Source organism: Atopobium deltae (assembly GCF_001552785.1).
Lineage (GTDB): Bacteria > Actinomycetota > Coriobacteriia > Coriobacteriales > Atopobiaceae > Atopobium > Atopobium deltae.
The window spans coordinates 26,663-42,737 of the sequence record NZ_KQ959496.1 but is presented as its reverse complement, the minus strand read 5'-3'; the positions used below and the strand labels follow the sequence as shown (position 1 = coordinate 42,737).

The window sequence follows — 16,075 nt, the reverse complement described above, 5'->3', positions numbered from 1 at the left end:
CGAAGCCTGTACTTTTCCAGGACACCACCAACATCTTCTTTGCCAAGGAGCCTGAGGCCGAGTTTGTCGACGAGGGCGGCGCTCACACTTCTCAGCAGGTGGAGTTTAAACCTGTACAGGGCATCATTAAGAAGGCGCACGTTACTGTTCGTATGAACAAAGAGGTTCAGTGGGCAGACGAGGATGCCAAGACCGAGATCTTGGACACGCTTATCGATAGCGCTTCTTCTGCGCTTGGCCGTGCGCTTGACTACGCTGTGCTTCATGGCATTAACCCCGCAACGGGTACCGCCATCAATGGTGTAGCAGGTCTTACCGCGCAAGCAAATGTGGTGACTGCTTCCAAAGACCCCGTGAAGGATCTAGACGCACTTGTGGCCGCTGTTCCTGATTACGACATCGACGGTATCGCTTTGTCCAAGGCATACGCTGGCTCTCTGCGCAGCGTTCGCGCAGACGGGACGGGTTATCGTCTGTTCCCCGAGATTCCTTTGAACCTCAAGGCAGGACAGCTTGATGGCATCGCCGCGGCCACCTCTTCTGCTGTAAACGGTGCTCTTGCCACTACCGCAACCAATGTGTTGGCAATTCTCGGCAACTTCAACCTCATCAAGTGGGGCATGGTTCGCGACATTTACATGGACGTTATCACCGCTGGTGACCCTGACAACAAGGGTTATGACCTTGCCTACAAAGACGAGGTTGCATACCGTCTGGGCGTCGTGTACAGCTTTGCGTGCGTCGATCCCAAGGGCTTTGCTGTTCTTAAGAGCGCAGGCAAATAATGGATACGACAAACACGCCTAAACCATTTGCAACCGTAGATGACTTGGCTGATGTTTGTCCTTGCTATGACGAGACAAAGCGCAAGCGTGCTGATAAGCTGCTTGCGCTTGTTTCGGCAATCATACGAGCTCAATGCAGCGATTATAAGTCGATTGATCCTGAGGTTCTCACGTTCGTTGTGTGTCAAGCTGTGTCACGCGCTCTTCAAGCAGGCACCGAAACCCCAATCGGAGCGACTTCTGAAAGCTGGGGGGCGGCACCGTTCAGCGGCAGCGTTTCCTACGCGAACCCAACAGGTGACATCTACTTCACGGCATTTGAAAAGCATCTTTTAGGCATCGGCACCACCGAGATGTACTTCATCAATCAAAAGGTGGGCTCATGAGACCGAAGATGAAGCTTTACGTTCGCTTACAGGCCAGCGCGGGCAAAGATCGCCTTGGCAACAAAGTGCATGAACATGCGCAAAGTACCGCGGTCGATGGCTGCTTATTTGCCCCTGGCATTTCGCAGGACTTAGCAGCATCAAAACCCGAAGGGGTGAAGGTGTCTGCGACGGTATTTTTCCCGCGCGGATGGTCTTCTCGGCTGCGTGGAGCGCTTGTAAGCACCGATGAAAAACGCTGGCTTAAAGTTGTGGGTGATCCTTTAGAGTACCCCTGCGAGATGCTCCCGAAAGGCTTTCCGTACAGCTGCGCTGTGATGCTGGAGGCATACGATGGCTAACGAAATCGAAGCGAGCGTAAACGGCCAGACCGTAAAGCTTAAATACAAGCCGAACAAGGTACGAACAGCCATCTTGAGCTCGATTGCAACAAAGGCACTCATCAGAGCAAAAGCGGAGCGCATTGCCAAGAAAGCCAACGCAATGTATGGCGCAAAAGGCTACCGTGTGCGAATAAAGCAAGGACAAACAAGAGCAAGGGCCTATGTGTACACAGGTGACCTGCACTCTATGCGTTCGAACAGAATACACAACACGCTACAAAAGGCGCTAGGAGGCGGCAAATGATATTCAGCTCCATCGAGTACGTAATTGGCTATGTGCAGGACGTGCTCGAGATTCCAACGTCGACCTACGCGCAGAAAAACACGCCTAATGCGTATGCGCTTGTTGACCGCACGGGTGGCGTTATGGACTATCCGCACGACGCGCCCGAATACAGCGTATCGATTTACACAAAGTCCGAAGCCAAAAGCGAAGAGCTGGCGCACGTGCTGGCAATTGGGCTTAAAACGCGCCCGATGAAGGACGTGCATGTAAACACATGCGCAGCGCCGAATGTCTTTTCATATGGCAGGGACGACGCAGGATACTTTATATGGCAGGTGAGCTTCTCGCTCGTCTGCAACATTCACGATGAATAGGAGACAAAAAATGGCAGTAAATGCTAGCAACGTTTTAGTTGGCGCCCCTGACCAGTTGGTTACAGGCGCTATTTGTGATGCGCCGCTGGGAACAAAGCTTCCGACGCACGCACTCGACAAGATTAACGCCGCCTTTGAAGATTCTGGCTACATTTCGGAGGATGGTGTTTCTTTGTCGCTTAAGACTTCCACCGAGACCATCCGCGACTGGTCGGCCGCAGGCATCCGTCAGATCCTAAAAGAGTTTACGGGAACAGTGAAGTGGACAGAGCTCGAGGTTTCCAAAAAGTCGCTCGAGCGCGCTTTTGGTACAGATTCTGTAACCACCGAGGCGGCAGGACAAGACCACGGCACGCGAGTTTCTGTGGCAATCGGAGCACAGATCCCAAGTCCTCGAAGCTGGGTTTTCAAAATCAAAGACGGCAAGAAGAAAGTGCTGCTCGTCGTTCCTAACGGACAGGCAACTATCTCGGATGACATTTCATTTACGTCTTCGGATGCCGCGACCATTGGCATTGAGCTTAACTGCGCGCCTGATGAGCGAGGCAAGAACATTTACATCTACACAGACGACGGCGTATTTTCTGCATAAAAGGAGCTTGAAGCATGCTTAAATTTTCCACTGAAATAAAAACGCTCGATATTGATGTCGACGGGCAAACATACAGCATCCCGCTTGAGCCGACAGTTCAGGATTTTGACGAAGCGGCAGAGCTTTTCAGCACCGAAGGTGCGAGCACAGCAGAGTTTGCGCGCTGGTTTTTGACGTACTTAAAGCGCTACGTTCCCAACGTGGAGCTTTTGCCCATGACGGCCTTGAGCAAGATCATGAAAGAGTGGTCTGACAAAAGCGAGCTCACCAAGGGCCAAAAGGGAAAATAATAGGCTTGCTTCCGATTGTGGCGCATCACCAGCAAGCGCTTGAATACGACTTAATGGTGCGCACACATTTCACACTTGACGATTTAGGGCGCTCGCTTCCGTGGCGGGCGCTCTTTTCTTTTATCTCGGGTTTGGACAAAACGTCGCTTTTGTGGCAGCAGATGCACCAAGACAGGCAAGACGAAGCTTTGTGGGAATCACCTGCTGTGCTTCCGCAGCTTGTAGCGCTTCTTGTGGACGAGCTGCGCAGCATGCAATACATCTACACCGCCTCTCACTCGGAGCACGCCGTAAAGCAGCCTGAACCTATTCCAAGACCAGGCATCAAGCAAAAGAAAGCAGACGTCAAGCGTTTCGGCAGCAAGCCTGTGACAAAACAAGAATTTGAGACTTTCTGGAGCAGCAGAAAGGAGGACTAATGGCAAATACAGAGGTTGGCTCGGCGTTTTTGTCGATCATACCCTCCATGAAAGGCTTTGACGGCAAGGTCTTTTCTGGTATCACCGCAGGACTTGCCACAGCAGCAGCCGCAACAGCTGCGGCCATAGGTGGCGTGTCCAAGGCTGCAATTGATGCATATTCGAACTTTGAGCAGCTTGAAGGCGGCGTTCAGACGATCTTCGGCAACGCATCAAAACAAGTTATGCAAGATGCGGCAGAAGCCTACAAGGTTTCTGGCGTGTCGATGAACCAGTACATGAGCCAAATTAACAGCTTCGGTGCAGCGCTTAAGCAATCGCTCGGCGGTGACGTTCAGCAAGCAGCTAAGTTCGGAAACCTTGCTATCAAGGATATGGCAGATAATGCCTCCATTTTTGGCACAAACTTGCAGGACGTGCAAAACGCCTATCAAGGCTTTGCCAAGCAAAACTACACGATGCTTGACAACCTAAAGCTTGGTTATGGCGGCACCAAGTCAGAGATGCAGCGCCTCATTAAAGACGCCAATGAGCTTGAAAAGGCACAGGGGCGAGCTGGCGACTTGACCATTGAGAAGTACAGCGATGTCATCCAAGCAATTCACGACGTGCAAGAGGCTCAAAACATCACGGGCAACTCTGCAAGAGAAGCATCACATACCATTCAAGGCTCTATCCAAACCATGCAAGCAGCGTGGGAAAACTGGCTTTCTGCACTTGCTGACCCCTCGGGCGACATTGAAGGCATGACGCAAAAGCTCGTCGAGAGTATCGGTCAGGTGGCACAGAATCTACTTCCCATTGTGGCCAATGTCGCCAAGAACATGGCAAATGCGCTTCCGTCGGTCATTCAGGCCGCTGTTCCTGCGATGGCAGATATTGTCGGCACGCTTGTTACAGGCATTGATTGGATTGGCATTGCTGGTTCCATCGCGAGTGCTTTACAAAACGCCTTTGGCATGGCAGCAGACCTTATCACGCAGATTCCCGACTTTGCGGGGAAAATTTTCGGCCTTATCACCGAACAGCTGCAAAACAGCCCCTTTGATTTTTCTGGCTTCACTAGTCAGCTCGCGCCTTTAGCAGACGCAATCTCGGGGCTTTTCCAAGCGGCAAAAGATGCCATTGATGAGATGGCCCAAAACGGTGCGCTTCAAAACATCATGACGCTTGCGGGCAATGTCGGCGGGCTTATCGTGGCGATAGTCACAAACATCATCAACTGCATTAAGGCGGTGCTCCCCGCGGTGGCGCCTGTGGTTAATTTCGTGATGCCAATCTTGAGCTTTATCGCAAGCGCGCTAACGCATGTTGTAAACATCGTTGGCACTGTAGTGGCTGCGGTTGCAGGTGCTGTGGGACGCATCACGGCGTTCGTGGCAAACTTGCTCAGCTCTTTTGTGTCGTCGCTCGGCGGCATAAAAGGCGCTTGGGACAGGCTCATCGGATTTTTGAGCGGGGCAGCCTCTCGAATCGCTGGCTTCTTCTCGTCTATCCCGAGTAAAATTGGCGGATTTTTCAACGGCGCGCTCAACGCCGCCAAAAATGCAGGACGGGGCATCCTTGACTTCTTCCGCGGCATTCCCAAGTCTATCGGTGATTTCTTTTCGTCTATACCAGGCAAAATCGCTGCGATGTTTAAAAACATCCACGTACCCACGCTTCACATCGAAGGTGGCTTCGACTTAAACCCGCTGCACTTCCGCTTGCCTAAGATTTCGTTTTACGCAAAAGGCGGCATCGTTGGCCCCGCATTCGGTGGGCCGCAGCTTGGTGTTGTGGGTGAAGCAAGGCACAACGAGCTTATTACGCCTTTGGAGGGCCGTGCCATGCACCCATTTGCCGACTACATCGCTTCTCGTATTGGGGGCAATTCAGATATGACAAAGCAAGACATGCAAGATGCTGTGGCGTCCGCCTTGGCGGAGGTTATGCCTTACATCATCTCGCAGTACACGCCCGTGCTCTCGCAGCGCGAGCAAGCAAGGCTGGTGTAGCGCATGGATCAGCTTAAGTACATTTCTGCTGCAAAACGTGTCACAGTCGGCCTTGACGGCGACGCTATATACAGTGGGACGGCCGAAGATGTTCGCTCTTACGCGTGGAATTATGAGCTACAAGTTCGAGGCATAGCAGCGCCGATTCTTAAGGCAAAAAAGGCGACAATTAAAGTAACTGCGCTTGAACTTGACGAACTCGATGCGCTAAGGCGCGCGGCCAACGCAGACATCAAAGCTGGCATAGCTGGCGTGATGGTCGCGCAAAAATGCTGGGAGCAGCATGCTTTTGTGACTGGCACAAAGCTCGACAAACTCAACGTCGACGGCACAGCAGAGTGCAGCATTGAAGCCGTTCTCATCGATGGCTGCTGGCGCAAAAAGCACACCAAACAATTTGTCGCACAAGCTGTAAAGACGACCACGACAGGCAAAGATTACCCGCACGATTACGCATTCGATTACGTCGCACAAGAGCCTTTTGCGCAGACGCTCGACTTTGGCCAATCCGATGCAATTTCGTTCAGGCTCACCATTTACGGGCCCGCAAACGACCCGTGCGTCATTGTGGGAGGCAATCACTACCAATTACGCACATCTATTCTGGCAGGCGATTTCGTGGTCGTAGACAGCCTTAAAAAGACCGTGGAGCTGCATTCGCAAGTAGGAAGCGTGACCAACATTTTCGATAAGGCAGAGCGCGGGCGTGGTTTGGGTCGAGGCTCATACATTTTCGAGCCTATCAAGCAAGGCGAGCAGATTGTGCGCTGGGACGGCTCATTTAACTTTACGCTTGAGTACTTTGAAGAGGAGAGTATCCCGCCGTGGACGCATTACTAACCATTACCGATGCACAAGGCACCCCGCGCGCTTTAATCGAAAATTATAAGGGCGATTTTGCCTTTGGTTCAGGCGAACAAGATTTTGAACTCACATTCGATTCCCCGCTACTTTTTGGCGGGGAATTTGTTTATATTGACGGCACTGAATATGGCGGCATCGTCGACGAAGTAAAAAGCACGTCCAATCTCAAAGCGACCACATACAAGGGCCGCACGTGGCACGGCATACTTACCGACAAAGTGCTTGAGCCCGACGCGGGGCAAGACTACTTGCGCGCTCAAGGTGACGCACAAAACGTGCTTACACGCCTCATAAAGCGCATATCGCTCGACAAGCTTTTTGTGGTCGACGTATGCGACCCCGTGCATATCGATTATCAATTTAAGCGCTATGTCGACGCTTACACGGGCATCAAAGACATGCTCGCGGCATCTGGCGCAAAGCTTACCATGGCGCACATTGACGCATATGTGCATATATGCGCTCAAAAGGTCGCAACCATTGGCAACGAGGTCGACACAGACATCATGCAATTCAGCGTGACAAAAGCAGTACGGCCCATAAACCACCTCGTTTGCCTTGGCAAAGGCGGGCTCAAAGACAGACAAGTGCTGCATCTGTATGCAGACGAGCACGGCAACATCAGCCGCACAAAAACCTTTTACGGAAGCGCCGAGCGCTCGCAGACCTACGACGCATCAAGCGCAGAGCCTGAGGAGCTTGCCAAAAATGGCACAAAGAAGCTCAAAGAGCTGCAACAGCAAGGCGGCGTTGACGCAAACCTTGCGCGCGTCGAGAACTGGTGGGTAGGCGACATCATCGAGGCGCGAGACACCCGCACAGGCATCATTGTACAGGCACCAATCAAAAAGAAGATTGCACGCATCAAAGATGGTGTGCTCAAGGTACAGTACGAAATAGGCACCGCCGCCAAAAAAGAAGATGCACCCGAGGCAGAAAAGCCCGTGCCCGCCTCAGACGGCACAGGTTCATCAGAAGCTCAAGCCGCAACCAAAAAAGCCGAAGCAGCACAAGCAACCGCACAAGCTGCCGACAAAAAAGCGGACGAAGCAAAAGCCGAAACCAAAAAGACCAAGGCGAGCGCTGACCAAGCACAACACAGAGCCGATGAAGCCTATCAAAAAGCGGACGATGCATACGAACGAGCACAAGACGCAAAGAGCCGCGCAGATGACGCATACAGGCTGGCAACAAGCACAAGCGCGCCTTATGAGCGCACCTATAGTGAGAATGGCGAGCGCTTGCACGTCAAAAGATACGGCAAAGTGGTAGCGGGAACTATTGACGGATGGACGGCACAACTACCGAACGCACGTTCTACACATACCATAGCAACGCTACCGCATGACATGAGACCCGCTTTTCCGATTGAGGTGGCAATCGTTGGCAAACACTCATATGCAGAAATAGCCGCAGAAATTAAGCCAACAGGAGAAATTATTGTATGGGGGCTAGGTTCTGGAACGCTGGGTACGCAGCAAATCTATGGCAATTTCACTTTTATTACCGACTAAGGAGCAGATATGGCAAAAACAGACGGTTTCAGCAAGTATTCGTGTGACCGGTGCGTTACCGAGAAGTTCGCACAGCCCGATTCGTCAGAAGCGCTTATGTATTCAACCATAGAGCGTATAACGGCAGACGGTGTGGGTGTAACACGCCTTTTATGCACAAGTTGCGCCGCAAAGTATCGAGAGCTAGCCCGCAAGCATGACGCGGAGTTCTTGCAATTCATGAAGGCAGACAAGGAGTAATAATGGCGCTTGAATTAGTAACAACGCATACAGGAAGCCCACATGTAACCGCAGCACAAGCCGCAGCATGGCAGGCAGGTGTTGTGGGCAAGGGTAAATGCGTACTTGACGTGCTGGATAATTTCAAGTCAACGCAAGTAAGCGCAAACCAAGTGACCGTAGGCAAGGGAGCAGCCGTCATTGACGGACGTTTGATTGTGTCCGAGCAGGCCGAGACTGTAACCATTGAGAATGGCTCGCAAACAGGGCAGCGAAACGACTTAATCTGTATTCGTTACCAAAAGCAAGGCTCACAAGAGAGCGCTTCGCTTGTCGTTGTCAAAGGCGAGACGACAGGCGGCGGATATGACTATCACGGCGGCAGATACCGCCCGAGCGATGAAGCATCAGACCCCGATACCCATAAGAATAATTCAATCTTTAAGGGAGATGAAATTGTTGACTTGCCATTGTGGCGTGTACGCCTTGACGGCATCCAAGCCGACAAGCCCGAACGCATAACGCCCGTCATGACAACGCTTAAAGACGCAGCAGACACAGTTAAGGCGCATACATCTGACATCGCAACCGTGAAATCTGGCATAGCGGGCATCAATAGCGACGTTGCAAGCTTGCGCAGCCGCGTTTTATCCATCGAGGACGGCACAGGCAGCATTTTTGAGAAGCTAGGCGAGTGGAATAAGGCAAATGGCGAATATTTGCGCCTTGCATGCAGAAATGGCGTTGCAATTCTTGAAGTTCGAGGAGTAACACTACCGCTTAACCTTGGCCCGTGGGGTCACGCGTACACGGGCGCTGGCTGGATACCCGAAAAATATTGCCCCAAACAATGGATCCAAGTGCCGCTATGCGTGGATACAGGTGATCCGTGGGTGGCGTGCGTTCAAGTTGGCACAGACGGTAACGTAAAAGTCCAAAAACGAGGAGTAGAAGCAAAAGCAAAGCACCCAACATGGGGACAAGCCGTGTGGTTTTACTAATTCAATTATAAGGAGTAACTATGTATCACATTCCCAACTATATTGATGTGTTTTTCTCGCCCGTGCGAGATTCAGAGCTTGCACAAATTGCAATTGTGGCAGTATTGCTGCTCATTTTCTTTGATTGGCTTTTAGGAAGCGCGGCGGCAATCGCACAGCATAAATATTCGTCAAGCGTGGCGCGGCAAGGTATGGCGCACAAGGCATCAGAAATATGCTTTGTGCTTTTAGGCATTGTCATTGATGGAGCGCTTAAAGGTGGACTACATCTCGGCATTGACAGCCCCGTGCTCCTGGGCTGCTGCTCATATATTATCGTGATGGAAATTGCATCGTGCCTTGAAACCATTGGCAAGATTAACCCCAACTTAGCGCATAGTCCACTATTCCAAGCGCTTGATTCTATGCAAAAGCACCAGGACGAAAAAGGCGATAAATAATGAGTTACCCGTTCAAGGCAATTTACGCCAGTCCGCATACGTACACAAAAGGCAGAAGCGGCAAACGCGTTGAATATATTTTTGTTCATTACACGAGCAACCAAGGCAGCGCGCGTAATAATTGCTTGTACTTTTCCCGTGCAAACAGAAACGCTAGTGCGCATTTTTTCATTGACGGTACAGGCACAATTTATATCAGCGTACCCGAGGATTCCACCGCATGGGCAGTGGGCAATTTTGACTTAAATCAGCGAAGCATATCAATTGAAGTTGTAAGCGATGGACGAGATTTTACAAGCGCTGAAATTAGCGAATTGACGTGGCTTGTGCAACACCTCATGGCTAAATATGGCATACCCGCAAGCCGTGTATATAGGCATCATGACGCGGCGCGAATTGCAACAAAAGGCAAAACCGCATCAGCCTACAAGCGCTGCCCCGCGCCTTATATCAATGAGAGCAAATGGCAAGCACTAAAGGCGCAAATTACACAAGGCAGCACCACGGCGCAAGGCTGGATTAAAAACGAAACAGGATGGTGGTACAAGCGCCAAGACGCAAGCTATCCCGCAGATAAGTGGGAAAAGATTAACGGCAAGTGGTACTGGTTCGACACACATGGCTATATGGTTACAGGTTGGCTCAAGCGCGGCGACACATGGTACTACCTAGACGATTCAGGAGCAATGGTCACAGGCTGGAAAAAGATTAACGGCAGCTGGTACTACCTGGACGATTCAGGCGCTATGCTTACAGGCTGGCAGACCATCGAAGGCAAGAAATACTACTTTGCCAAGGCTGGCGGGCAGATGGCTACAGGCTGGCTTACAGAAGGCGACAAGTACTACTATGCGGACGCATCAAAAGATGGTGCATGCATTGTTGATTGTCTAAAAGAGATTAACGGCAAAGTGTACGCGTTCGATAAAACAGGCGCAATGCTAACAGGAACAGTTGAAGTTGAAGCCGACCAAACTGGCGCGCTATCCATCAAGGCGGCAGGTTAGTATGTTTGCAGATAAATGGCGACTTACGTTGTGGGTAAAAACACCAAACAGCGGCATGAATTACCGAAAGCAGCGTGTGTTGTTTTTCAAGTCTAAAAAAGCGCTATTCGACTTTATTCAAGATACATATTACGCCGCTCAAATTAGCATAGACAACGAGAAGAAAACCGTTAGTTGTGTTGTTAGAGGATAGCTAGCCCCGCCTTGCGTGTTACATTGTTGCACATGCAAGGCGGGTATTTTTAGTTTATGTTAGCATTTTTCAATCTATAAAACCGCAGGTAAACGAGCCGTTGTAAGGCGTTCTAAGCCCCGATAAATTACAAAACGAGTATTTATACCTTAATTACACGAAAAAGTGTTATTTTTGAGAATTTTATACATGCGCACAACGTGACTGCATTTTTTGCTATAGTAATAAATACTATTTTATATGCGCAGGAAAATACACTTAAAAAAACTCTATATGCCCATTTTCCATGTGACAGATTAGTGACAGGTGCTATTTACACAAGCACCAAAAAACGCCGATTAACAGCATAAATATAAAAATTTATAGAGATTGTAATAATGTTCGAATCCCTTCATCTCCACCATTTTTTTATTTCTGCTTACGTCGAACTTATGTTGGAATCGTTCCGCTCAATTGCGTTCAGCTACGCTCAACTACGCTCAACCGTGATTTTCTTATATAGGGGCAGACAATGGCAACTCAAGCACAACTAAAAGCTACCGAGAAGTACCGTAAGCAAAATATCAAGTCGTTTACGTTGAAGTTCTTTCCTGCCGACCATGATTTGTATGAGTATTTGCAACAACAGCCTAAAAAGGCTGAATATTTACGCGCTTTATCCGCAAGGATATGCAAAATAGCTAAGTGATGCTAACTAACCAAACACCGCTAACTAACCAAACACCACAACCGTGCTTTGGTGGCTGTTCTTTGTCAGTTTTGCAGCTCGTCGACATGAGGAGTTTGTATTACATGGACTTAATTATGCCCTATTTTCTTACGAATAAAGCGTGGTATACAGTTTCTGAAGACAAAAATGAGACGCTGGAAAACTTTGTTTTTGATGATGAAAGAGATAAGGATAAACGAATATTTCAGCTAACGGATGAGCTCCTGAAGAAGCGCATAAAAGCTACAAAAGAGTTTGGTTCTTGTGATGTTTGAAAAATATTGTTTAATAGCCGATGCGTTTTATGCGCTCGTACTCTACTTTGGTCATATGAAGTGGGTTAGGAGGGAAGATTAGAGTTTTTTGCATGATTCGGTCACCATCCGTGCTTTTTGATGGGCTCACGCTCTTCAGCGGTGACATGTGTAGGGTAATCATAGAGCTCATCATCTTCTTCATTAACATCATAGGTTAGATAATAAGGTTTAGGAATATTCCATGTTGCGTATACTGATATACAGATACGATACGCATAAGTGGAAAAACCACGCACAATAAACAGTGAACACAATAAAAGCAGGCGCACACAAGTGTCGCCCGCCCGTGTAAAAAAGTATGAAAAGTGATCAGTATGAAAAATAAATCTCACGCATATCACATTGTGGTTCTGACGGGGGCGGGAATTTCGACCACTGCGGGTATCCCCGATTTTCGTGGACCCGACGGTGTTTGGACAAAGCATCCCGAGCAAATGAATGTATACGATATCGATGAGTTTCTCGGCAATACCGAAGCGCGTAAATATTCCTGGCGTTGGCAAAAAGAGTCTCCCGTATGGAATGCGCGTCCAGGTTCGGCTCACAAGGCGCTCGTGACGCTCGAGCACACCGGTCTGTTGAGCCTGCTTGCGACGCAAAATTTTGACGCGCTGCACGAAAAAGCTGGTAATAGTCCTGACATTATCGTGAACCTGCATGGAACGATCGCAACGTCGCACTGCATGCGCTGCCATGCGCCGTACAAAACAGCAGAAATCATGGCGCATCTTGACGAAAACTCCGATCCGCATTGCACGAAGCCCCGCAGAGCCACGGCATCGCATGCGGGCTCGACCCCATACGACATTTCGACCTCACACGATAGCTCGACATCCTGCGATGGTCTTATCAAAACGGACGTGACGTATTTTGGCGAGGCGCTGCCAGAAGGTGCGATCGAACGTTGCGTGCAAGCACTTTTGACAGCCGATGAGCTGTGGGTCATTGGCTCGACGCTGGAGGTCTTTCCTGCGGCTTCGTTGGTGCCGCTCGCCGCGCGCATCGGCCCGCCAATTACGATTATGAATTTGGGCGCAACACAGTATGATTATCTTGCATCACGCACCATTCATGAGGATATTGCGGTAGCATTACCACAGCTCGTAGATACTACGATCAGCCGTTTTGCCTCGGTGTAGCCCGTCGCACCCACCGCGCAGCGAAATGCCGAGAAGATCGTGCAATAAAGAAGGTCATTAATAAGTGTCTGTACATTCAGATAACAATTCATGTGTTGCAAGCGTTGCTAGCGTCGGCATCAGCACGACCACCGCCACCACCGCCGCCACCGCCGCCACCGCCGTCGCAGGAACTACCTCCACCGCTGGCACTGCCGCCAACGCACCCGTTGTTCCCGCATACAGCGCATATCAAGCCTGCATGCTCTGCCCTCGTGTGTGTAAGGCACACCGTGCGCAGGGCAAACACGGTTTTTGCGGCGCAGGGCAAAACGTTCGCGTAGCACGTAGTGCCTTGCATTTTTGGGAGGAGCCACCCATTTCGGGCGAGGCGGGTTCGGGCGCAATTTTTTTCTCGGGCTGTCCGCTGCGCTGCATTTTTTGTCAGAACACGCAAATTTCTCAGACCAATTATGGCCACGAGGTTTCGGTTGCACGCCTTGCAAACATGATGCTTGAGCTGCAAAAACAAAAGGCGCTCAACATCAATTTGGTAACCGCTTTGCACTTTGCGCCTCAGGTTCGCCAAGCCATTTTAATGGCACGTGCTGCGGGCTTGAGCATTCCCATTGTGTGCAATACCTCGGGCTATGAGCTGGTTAGCACCGTGCAGATCATGGGTGATGTTGTTGATGTTTGGCTGCCCGATTTTAAGTATGCATCCGATGTACTCGCACGGAAATTCTCGAAAGCTCCCAATTATCCGCGCATCGCCACCGAAGCCCTCAAGCAAATGCTGCAATTCGTGCGAGCTCGGGGCACCCGCGTCGTTGGCGATGATGGTGCATTAAAAGTTGGTATTATCGTCAGACACTTAGTGATGCCAGACCACACCGATGACTCGTGTGCCGTGCTGGATTTGCTGTGGGATTTAGCGGGCAACGACATTGATATTTCGGTGATGAATCAATACACGCCCAACGAGTATTGTCGCGTGCACGGGGGAGAGCTATCGCGCACCTTGACCGATGAGGAGTACGAAATCGTGCTGGATCATGCGGATGATCTGGGCTTTGAGCGCATGTGGTGGCAGCAGGGTGGTACGGTGTCCGAAAGCTTCATTCCCGAGTTTGATGCGACGGGCGTGGATGGCCCCGAGCTCCAGCTTGATCCAACGTGGACTGCAACGCGTCGCTCGTCATATTATGATGATGCATAAAGCGTAAGGAGTTATTTCATGAAGGATGCGACGAACAACCCCGCCAGCGCAGACACGTTAACGGACGCTGAGCGTGCGGAACTGCAGGCACTTCGCAAAGAAAAAGAGCGCCGTCTTCAACAGCAGCAGCGTGCAGAATTGCAGGCACTGCGCGAGGAGCAACGCCGCCAACAGCGTGAGCGAGCCGAAGACGAGCGCATTGCAAAAATTCGCGAAAGAAACCGTCGCGCGATGGAGCCCGATGAGGACCTGCGCATGCCTTTTGCACAAAAATTAGTGCTTGGCACTTTGGCATTCTTTGTCGTTGTTTTTATCATCTACTACTTTATGCACTAGGTGCTACGCCGTCCCCACGGAAAAGAGAATGTTATGCCTTTAACCGATAAAACCAAACCCACTGATGTAGCGCTCAACACCGATTTATATGAACTCACCATGGCGCAGGGTTTTTTTGAGTCGGGTCTTGTCGATACCCACGCCTGTTTTACGGTCTTTTTTAGAGAAAATCCTTTTCGTGGAGGCTATGCCATTAGCTGCGGTGTTGGTCAAATTATTGACCTCGTCAGGAACTTCTCGTTTGACGATGAGGCACTCGCATACCTTGCGTCACTGCAGGCACCTGGTGGCGGCGCGATGTTCACCCCACAATTTTTAGATTACCTGCGCAGCTTTAGCATGCGTGTCTCGTTGTGGGCTGTTCCCGAAGGTGAACTCGTGTTTCCGCGCGAGCCCATGGTTCGTGTAGAGGGACCCATCATTGATTGCCAGCTGCTCGAAACCGCTTTGCTCAACCTCGTGAATTTCCAGACGTTGGTTGCGACCAAAACTGCCCGTGTGGTCCAGGCAGCCGAAGGTCATGCCATTTCTGATTTTGGTTTGCGTCGTGCGCAGGGACCCGACGGAGGCTTAAGCGTCGCTCGCGCCTCCTACATTGGCGGTGCCAATTCAACTTCCAATATTTTGGCTGGTAAAATGTATGGTATCCCCGTTTTTGGTACGCATGCGCATTCGTGGGTTATGGCATTTTCTTCGGAACTCGAGGCGTTTCGAGCCTTTGCAAAGTCGAGTCCCAAAAACTGCGTGTTGCTGGTAGACACCTATGACGTGCGCCGCGGTGTGGAGCATGCCATCACCGTCGCGCGCGAAATGGAAGCAGCAGGCGAGCGCTTAAGTGCCATACGCATTGACTCGGGCGACCTTGCAAAACTAAGCGCCTATGCACGCAAAGCCTTTGATGATGCGGGCCTGCCGTACGTAAAAATTTCCGTCTCTAACGACCTTGACGAGCATACTATCCAGTCACTCATGGCTCAGCGCGCACCCATCGACTCCTTTGGCGTCGGCACCAAGTTGGCAACCTGTGATCCGCAGCCCTCGCTTGGCGGTGTCTACAAGCTCAGCGCCATACGCGCAACGCCTGCCGATCCGTGGACGCCCGTCATGAAAATTTCTGAGCAAATGTATAAGCGCACGATTCCAGGGGTGCAGCAGGTAATCCGCTTTGTGGATGCCAGCCATTGTCCTGTGGGCGACATGATCGTGGGTGACAGCTATCAGCACGAAGGCTCCGCCCGCGCTATTGATGTTATTGACCCGTATACCTCGTATGATTTTAGTGGCTATCGCAGTTTTGCCCTCCTACAGCAGCTGGTCGACGCGGGCTGTGCCTGCGAGGTGCCTACGGATCTTGCCAAGGCGCGTCAGCGCGCTCACGATGCCCTCATGCATTTGGATCCTGCGGTCAAGCGCTTCTTAAATCCTCAGATATATCCCGTGGGTATGGAAGAGGGCCTGGCAGAATTGCGCGGTGCGCTCAGCCGAGAAGAACAATTGCACTCGGGACGACGATGATTTAAATCATGCACCAACGCGCATTACATGGCACACAAACCATGACAGTTGTGTAAAAAGAAATACCAAATTGCACAACAATTGGTACTATCATATTGATAACAGCGATTACCTATAGCAACCAGCGTAACAGCTGGATCAATGCAAGGTATTGATGTAACGCAAGACAAA

General features: G+C 50.7%; 21 protein-coding genes. All 21 read left to right on the top strand.

Annotation, left to right across the window (positions count from 1 at the left end; genetic code table 11):
* A partial coding sequence (locus tag HMPREF3192_RS06920; RefSeq protein ID WP_066305653.1) for a phage major capsid family protein occupies positions 1-785 on the top strand: 785 nt, incomplete at its 5' end.
* Complete coding sequence (locus HMPREF3192_RS04080) at positions 785-1,171, top strand: Gp19/Gp15/Gp42 family protein (protein ID WP_066305651.1); 387 nt, start codon at positions 785-787, stop codon at positions 1,169-1,171. The genes HMPREF3192_RS06920 and HMPREF3192_RS04080, both read left to right, overlap by 1 nt.
* Positions 1,168-1,512: a hypothetical protein gene (locus HMPREF3192_RS04075; protein WP_066305649.1), complete on the top strand. Its 345-nt coding sequence runs from the start codon at positions 1,168-1,170 to the stop codon at positions 1,510-1,512. The genes HMPREF3192_RS04080 and HMPREF3192_RS04075 overlap by 4 nt, the downstream gene beginning before the upstream one ends.
* A 282-nt stretch (positions 1,513-1,794) precedes the next feature.
* On the top strand, positions 1,795-2,154 hold the full coding sequence (locus tag HMPREF3192_RS04065) for a hypothetical protein (RefSeq protein WP_066305646.1): 360 nt from the start codon (positions 1,795-1,797) through the stop codon (positions 2,152-2,154).
* Between the two features lie 10 nt (positions 2,155-2,164).
* Positions 2,165-2,746, top strand: a complete 582-nt coding sequence (locus tag HMPREF3192_RS04060) for a phage tail tube protein (protein ID WP_066305644.1) — start codon at positions 2,165-2,167, stop codon at positions 2,744-2,746.
* A 14-nt stretch (positions 2,747-2,760) separates the two neighbouring features.
* Complete coding sequence (locus HMPREF3192_RS04055) at positions 2,761-3,036, top strand: hypothetical protein (RefSeq protein ID WP_066305643.1); 276 nt, start codon at positions 2,761-2,763, stop codon at positions 3,034-3,036.
* Between the two features lie 5 nt (positions 3,037-3,041).
* Positions 3,042-3,455: a hypothetical protein gene (locus HMPREF3192_RS04050; protein WP_066305642.1), complete on the top strand. Its 414-nt coding sequence runs from the start codon at positions 3,042-3,044 to the stop codon at positions 3,453-3,455.
* Positions 3,455-5,452, top strand: a complete 1,998-nt coding sequence (locus tag HMPREF3192_RS04045; protein WP_066305639.1) for a phage tail protein — start codon at positions 3,455-3,457, stop codon at positions 5,450-5,452. The genes HMPREF3192_RS04050 and HMPREF3192_RS04045 overlap by 1 nt, the downstream gene beginning before the upstream one ends.
* A 3-nt stretch (positions 5,453-5,455) precedes the next feature.
* The gene (locus HMPREF3192_RS04040) at positions 5,456-6,292 is read left to right on the top strand and encodes a hypothetical protein (RefSeq protein ID WP_066305636.1); all 837 of its coding nucleotides are present in this window, start codon (positions 5,456-5,458) and stop codon (positions 6,290-6,292) included.
* Entirely contained in the window at positions 6,277-7,830 is a 1,554-nt protein-coding gene (locus HMPREF3192_RS04035) for a hypothetical protein (RefSeq protein WP_066305632.1), read from the top strand. The genes HMPREF3192_RS04040 and HMPREF3192_RS04035 overlap by 16 nt, the downstream gene beginning before the upstream one ends.
* 9 nt (positions 7,831-7,839) lie before the next feature.
* Positions 7,840-8,070: a hypothetical protein gene (locus tag HMPREF3192_RS04030; RefSeq protein WP_066305629.1), complete on the top strand. Its 231-nt coding sequence runs from the start codon at positions 7,840-7,842 to the stop codon at positions 8,068-8,070.
* Positions 8,071-8,072: 2 nt separating this feature from the next.
* Entirely contained in the window at positions 8,073-9,050 is a 978-nt protein-coding gene (locus tag HMPREF3192_RS04025; RefSeq protein ID WP_066305627.1) for a hypothetical protein, read from the top strand.
* Positions 9,051-9,070: 20 nt separating this feature from the next.
* Complete coding sequence (locus HMPREF3192_RS04020; protein WP_066305625.1) at positions 9,071-9,490, top strand: phage holin family protein; 420 nt, start codon at positions 9,071-9,073, stop codon at positions 9,488-9,490.
* Positions 9,490-10,497: an N-acetylmuramoyl-L-alanine amidase gene (locus tag HMPREF3192_RS04015; protein ID WP_066305622.1), complete on the top strand. Its 1,008-nt coding sequence runs from the start codon at positions 9,490-9,492 to the stop codon at positions 10,495-10,497. Before HMPREF3192_RS04020 ends, HMPREF3192_RS04015 begins: the two co-directional genes overlap by 1 nt.
* Before the next feature lies 1 nt (position 10,498).
* Positions 10,499-10,690, top strand: coding sequence for a hypothetical protein (locus HMPREF3192_RS04010; RefSeq protein ID WP_066305621.1), 192 nt, complete (start codon positions 10,499-10,501; stop codon positions 10,688-10,690).
* A gap of 511 nt (positions 10,691-11,201) precedes the next feature.
* Positions 11,202-11,378, top strand: coding sequence for a hypothetical protein (locus tag HMPREF3192_RS06795; RefSeq protein ID WP_156422857.1), 177 nt, complete (start codon positions 11,202-11,204; stop codon positions 11,376-11,378).
* A 104-nt stretch (positions 11,379-11,482) separates the two neighbouring features.
* Positions 11,483-11,674 (top strand): hypothetical protein, encoded by a 192-nt coding sequence (locus HMPREF3192_RS04005; RefSeq protein ID WP_066305619.1) that lies wholly within the window; start codon positions 11,483-11,485, stop codon positions 11,672-11,674.
* 356 nt (positions 11,675-12,030) lie between these two features.
* Entirely contained in the window at positions 12,031-12,855 is an 825-nt protein-coding gene (locus HMPREF3192_RS03995) for an SIR2 family NAD-dependent protein deacylase (protein ID WP_066305614.1), read from the top strand.
* Positions 12,856-13,096: 241 nt separating this feature from the next.
* Positions 13,097-14,053, top strand: a complete 957-nt coding sequence (locus HMPREF3192_RS03990; RefSeq protein WP_066305656.1) for a radical SAM protein — start codon at positions 13,097-13,099, stop codon at positions 14,051-14,053.
* 18 nt (positions 14,054-14,071) lie between these two features.
* Entirely contained in the window at positions 14,072-14,389 is a 318-nt protein-coding gene (locus HMPREF3192_RS03985; RefSeq protein WP_066305611.1) for a hypothetical protein, read from the top strand.
* A gap of 33 nt (positions 14,390-14,422) precedes the next feature.
* On the top strand, positions 14,423-15,904 hold the full coding sequence (locus HMPREF3192_RS03980; RefSeq protein WP_066305610.1) for a nicotinate phosphoribosyltransferase: 1,482 nt from the start codon (positions 14,423-14,425) through the stop codon (positions 15,902-15,904).
* The last annotated feature ends 171 nt before the right edge of the window (positions 15,905-16,075 follow it).

What these genes read in the sequence shown, in the direction of transcription:
- HMPREF3192_RS04080 (WP_066305651.1), top strand. Translation starts at nt 785, where the DNA reads ATGGATACGACAAACACGCCTAAACCATTTGCAACCGTAGATGACTTG.
- HMPREF3192_RS04075 (WP_066305649.1), top strand. Translation starts at nt 1,168, where the DNA reads ATGAGACCGAAGATGAAGCTTTACGTTCGCTTACAGGCCAGCGCGGGC.
- HMPREF3192_RS04065 (WP_066305646.1), top strand. Translation starts at nt 1,795, where the DNA reads ATGATATTCAGCTCCATCGAGTACGTAATTGGCTATGTGCAGGACGTG.
- HMPREF3192_RS04060 (WP_066305644.1), top strand. Translation starts at nt 2,165, where the DNA reads ATGGCAGTAAATGCTAGCAACGTTTTAGTTGGCGCCCCTGACCAGTTG.
- HMPREF3192_RS04055 (WP_066305643.1), top strand. Translation starts at nt 2,761, where the DNA reads ATGCTTAAATTTTCCACTGAAATAAAAACGCTCGATATTGATGTCGAC.
- HMPREF3192_RS04045 (WP_066305639.1), top strand. Translation starts at nt 3,455, where the DNA reads ATGGCAAATACAGAGGTTGGCTCGGCGTTTTTGTCGATCATACCCTCC.
- HMPREF3192_RS04040 (WP_066305636.1), top strand. Translation starts at nt 5,456, where the DNA reads ATGGATCAGCTTAAGTACATTTCTGCTGCAAAACGTGTCACAGTCGGC.
- HMPREF3192_RS04030 (WP_066305629.1), top strand. Translation starts at nt 7,840, where the DNA reads ATGGCAAAAACAGACGGTTTCAGCAAGTATTCGTGTGACCGGTGCGTT.
- HMPREF3192_RS04025 (WP_066305627.1), top strand. Translation starts at nt 8,073, where the DNA reads ATGGCGCTTGAATTAGTAACAACGCATACAGGAAGCCCACATGTAACC.
- HMPREF3192_RS04020 (WP_066305625.1), top strand. Translation starts at nt 9,071, where the DNA reads ATGTATCACATTCCCAACTATATTGATGTGTTTTTCTCGCCCGTGCGA.
- HMPREF3192_RS04015 (WP_066305622.1), top strand. Translation starts at nt 9,490, where the DNA reads ATGAGTTACCCGTTCAAGGCAATTTACGCCAGTCCGCATACGTACACA.
- HMPREF3192_RS04010 (WP_066305621.1), top strand. Translation starts at nt 10,499, where the DNA reads ATGTTTGCAGATAAATGGCGACTTACGTTGTGGGTAAAAACACCAAAC.
- HMPREF3192_RS06795 (WP_156422857.1), top strand. Translation starts at nt 11,202, where the DNA reads ATGGCAACTCAAGCACAACTAAAAGCTACCGAGAAGTACCGTAAGCAA.
- HMPREF3192_RS04005 (WP_066305619.1), top strand. Translation starts at nt 11,483, where the DNA reads ATGGACTTAATTATGCCCTATTTTCTTACGAATAAAGCGTGGTATACA.
- HMPREF3192_RS03995 (WP_066305614.1), top strand. Translation starts at nt 12,031, where the DNA reads ATGAAAAATAAATCTCACGCATATCACATTGTGGTTCTGACGGGGGCG.
- HMPREF3192_RS03990 (WP_066305656.1), top strand. Translation starts at nt 13,097, where the DNA reads ATGCTCTGCCCTCGTGTGTGTAAGGCACACCGTGCGCAGGGCAAACAC.
- HMPREF3192_RS03985 (WP_066305611.1), top strand. Translation starts at nt 14,072, where the DNA reads ATGAAGGATGCGACGAACAACCCCGCCAGCGCAGACACGTTAACGGAC.
- HMPREF3192_RS03980 (WP_066305610.1), top strand. Translation starts at nt 14,423, where the DNA reads ATGCCTTTAACCGATAAAACCAAACCCACTGATGTAGCGCTCAACACC.